The 3503-nt window shown below is 71.1% G+C and carries 4 protein-coding genes; 2 read left to right on the forward strand and 2 right to left on the reverse strand.

Annotated elements, in window-relative coordinates:
• Together JNL41_RS13045 and JNL41_RS13050 are read left to right on the forward strand one after the other, a co-directional pair.
• A partial coding sequence (locus JNL41_RS13045; protein WP_293475586.1) for an MBL fold metallo-hydrolase occupies positions 1-422 on the forward strand: 422 nt, incomplete at its 5' end.
• A gap of 10 nt (positions 423-432) precedes the next feature.
• A complete protein-coding gene (locus JNL41_RS13050) occupies positions 433-1968 on the forward strand; it encodes an acyl-CoA synthetase (RefSeq protein ID WP_293475588.1) in 1536 nt (511 codons plus the stop codon).
• On the opposite strand, the gene JNL41_RS13055 is transcribed toward JNL41_RS13050, so the two are convergent.
• Together JNL41_RS13055 and JNL41_RS13060 are read right to left on the reverse strand one after the other, a co-directional pair.
• Positions 1969-2967 (reverse strand): aldo/keto reductase, encoded by a 999-nt coding sequence (locus JNL41_RS13055; protein ID WP_293475590.1) that lies wholly within the window; start codon positions 2965-2967, stop codon positions 1969-1971. It abuts the gene before it with no gap.
• Positions 2968-3020: 53 nt separating this feature from the next.
• Positions 3021-3503 (reverse strand): Type 1 glutamine amidotransferase-like domain-containing protein (locus tag JNL41_RS13060; protein ID WP_293475592.1); only part of this gene is annotated, 483 nt, incomplete at its 5' end.

The raw sequence follows: 3503 nt of genomic DNA on the forward strand, positions 1-3503 counted from the left end.
GGATCGTCGACCCCGACGAGAAGGCCTACGCCTTCCGGCCGCAGTCGCGCGCCGCCGGAGCCCAGTTCGCCGCCTACTCGGCGCTCGAGACCGCCAGGACCATCGTGGTCGAGGGCCCGAGCTACGACGTCTTCGGCGACAGGCGGGTCGTAATCCACCGGGCGCCCGGCCACACGCCCGGGCACACGATCCTCGAACTCAAGCTGAAGAGCGGCACGGTGCTGCTGACCGGCGACCTCTGGCACATCGCCGAGAGCCGCGCGGGCAGGAAGGTGCCGCGGTTCAACACCGACCGGGCGCAGACGCTGAGGAGCTACGAGCTGACCGAGGCGCTGGCGGCCAGGACCCGGGCCCGCGTGGTGCGCGAGCACGTGGCCGAGGACTTCGACGCCCTGCCGAAGTTCCCCGCGGCGCTGAAGTAGGAGGCGGGCGATGGGCGAACTCATCAGCGGCCGGCGCCGCCAGGACCTCTCCGACATGCAGGCCCGCGCCGCGCGGGCGGCCACCGGCCTCAAGAGCCTGGGCATCGGCGCCGGCGACCTGATCGCTCTCTACCTGCGCAACGACTTCCCGTTCATCGAGGCCAGCACGGCGGCCGGCCTGCTGGGCGTCTACGCGACGCCGGTGAACTGGCACTACACGCCCGACGAGGCGGCCTACCTGTTCGAGAACTCGGGCGCGAAGGCCATCGTCATCCACGCCGACCTGATCGAGCCGATCCGCTCGGCGCTGCCGCCGGGCGTGCCGGTGCTGGTCGTGCCGACGCCGCCCGAGATCGCCGAAGGCTACGGCATCACGCCGGCCGCGACGCCGCCCGGGATGCTGGACTGGTCGGAGTGGCTCTCGGGCTTCGAGCCCTACACGGGCGAGCCCTCCACCGGCGGCGGGACGGTGATCTACACGTCCGGCACGACGGGTCGGCCGAAGGGCGTGCGCCGCCACCCGCCGACGCCGGAGCAGGTGGAGGCCTACGGTCGCGTGCTGATGCGCGGCTTCGGCTTCGTGGGCTTCGGCGCGCCCAGCGACGTGGTCACCGTCGTCACGGGACCGATGTACCACTCCGCGCCCAACGCCTACGGCCTCTTCGCCGTGCGCGCCGGCGGCACGGCGATCCTGCAGCCGCGGTTCGACCCCGAGGAACTGCTGCAACTCATCGAGGCGCACAAGGTCACGCACCTGCACATGGTGCCGATCATGTTCCACCGGCTCTTGAAGCTGCCCGAGGACGTGAAGCGGAAGTACGACCTCAGCTCGCTGAAGTTCGTGGTCCACGCCGCCGCACCCTGCCCGCCGCCGATCAAGCGCGAGATGATCGAGTGGTGGGGCCCGGTGATCGAGGAATACTACGGCGCGACCGAGGTCGGGATTGTGGTCTCCTGCAATTCCGAAGAGTGGCTGGCGCACCCCGGCACGGTCGGCAAGCCCATCCCCGAGGCCGACGTCCGCATCATCGACAAGGACGGGAACGACGTGCCCCAGGGCGAGGTCGGCGAGGTGGTCTCGAAGAACCGCTTCATCAACGACTTCACCTACCACGGCGACGACCAGAAGCGGGCCGACAGCGAGAAGGCCGGCCTGATCGCGCCGGGCGACATCGGCTACTTCGACAAGGACGGCTTCCTCTACCTGTGCGACCGGGCCAAGGACATGATCATCTCGGGCGGGGTGAACATCTATCCGGCCGAGATCGAGGCCGAGCTGCTGAAGATGCCCGGCGTGGTCGACTGCGCGGTCTTCGGCATCCCCGACGAGGAGTACGGCGAGGCGGTCTGCGCCGTCGTGCAGCCGGCGGCGGATTCGGGCATCGACGAGGCGGCCGTGAAGACCTACCTGCGCGAGCGCACGGCGGGCTATAAGGTGCCCAGGCGCGTGGACCTGGCCGCCGACCTGCCGCGCGAGGACTCCGGCAAGATCTTCAAGCGCAAGCTGCGCGAGCCGTTCTGGGCGGGCCTGGAACGGCGGATCTGACTACTCGCCCGCCATCCGTTCGGTCTCGACCGAGGCCTGGAGCGCGGGCGGGTAGCGCGAGCCGGACACCGTCTCGCCGTTCACCGTCGCGTCGACCCGGGCGATCAGTTCGGGCGACAGCGTGAGCCCGGCCGCGGCGGCGTCCTCGCGCATGTGGCCGGGGTTGGTCGTCCCCGGGATCGGCACGATGATCGGGTCCTTCGCCAGCAGCCACGCGAGACAGAGCTGCGCGGTCGTGCAGCCTGCGTCGTCCGCGATGGCCTTGAAGCGGGCGTAGAGGGCGAGGTTCGCCTCCAGGTTCTCCGCCTGCCAGCGCGGCATGTTCTTGCGGAAGTCGCCGTCTTCCAGCTTCGCCGGGTCGTGGCTCTCGCCCGCCAGGAAGCCGCGGCCGACCGGCGAGAAGGCGACGAAGGCCACGCCCAGTTCGCGACATGCGTCCAGCACGGCGATCTCGGCGTTGCGGCTCCAGGGCGAGTACTCGGTCTGCAGGGCGGCGATCGGATGCGTGGCGTGGGCGCGACGCAGGGTCGGCGCGGAGACCTCCGAGAGGCCGATCGAGCGGATCTTGCCGGCCGCTACGAGATCGGCCAAGGCGCCGACGCTCTCCTCGATCGGCACGCGCTGGTCCCAGCGGTGCAGGTAGTAGAGGTCGATGACGTCGGTGTTCAGCCGGCGCAGCGAGACGTCGCAGAGCGCCTTGATGGTCTCCGGCCGGCCGTCGAGACCGCGCTGCGTGCCGGTGGCGTCGGTGATGCCGCACTTCGACGCCAGGGTGAACTTCGCGCGGTGCGGGCCCAGCACCTCGCCCACCAGCGTCTCGTTGTGGCCGAGGCCGTAGACGGCGGCGGTGTCGAAGAAGGTGTAGCCCGCGTCGAGCGCGCCCAGCAGCACCTGTTCGGCCCGGTCGCGCGGCGGCGGGCTGCCGTAGGCGTGGCTGAGGCTCATGCAGCCCAGGCCGATGGCCGAGACCTCGAACTGACCGATCTTCCGCGTCCGCATGGCGTGCTCCCGTTTCGTGCGACCGCTGACAGACCGTGGCGACGCAGGACCCGTCAAGTGCGCCCGGCGTGCAGCTCCAGGGTTTCGCCGTTCTGGATCAGGACGTCGCCGTCGCGCAGCGTGCGGTGCGGGATTCCACGCGCCGCCATGAAGGCTGCGGCGCGTTCGGCCGCCTCGGCCTCGGCGTGGTCCGAGCGGTAGTGCGGGACGATGGCGGCGTCGATCAGGCCCAGCCCCTCCCACACGGGCTCCGGATCGTAGCCGTCGGCCTGGACCGCGGGATCGTCCATCAGCTCCAGTCCGCGCAGGCTCGGCGCGGCCACGCAGGCGCCGGCGCTCCAGCCGCCGTAGACCAGGCGCTCGGCCCAGATCAGGCCGGGCGCGAGCGCGTCGAACCCGCTCTGGCGCATGGCGCGGCGCAGCAGGAAGGCGTTGCCGCCCACCGCCCAGACGAGGCGGGTCCGCTCCAGCTCGGCCAGGAGGTCCCTCGGCCGCCCGAAGTAGGCGCGCAGGTCGAGATCGTAGGCGTCGAGGCC

The sequence above is a fragment of the Phenylobacterium sp. genome (assembly GCF_016793285.1).
Taxonomy (GTDB): domain Bacteria; phylum Pseudomonadota; class Alphaproteobacteria; order Caulobacterales; family Caulobacteraceae; genus Phenylobacterium.

What these genes read in the sequence shown, in the direction of transcription:
- JNL41_RS13050 (WP_293475588.1), top strand. Translation starts at nt 433, where the DNA reads ATGGGCGAACTCATCAGCGGCCGGCGCCGCCAGGACCTCTCCGACATG.
- JNL41_RS13055 (WP_293475590.1), bottom strand. Translation starts at nt 2,967, where the DNA reads ATGCGGACGCGGAAGATCGGTCAGTTCGAGGTCTCGGCCATCGGCCTG.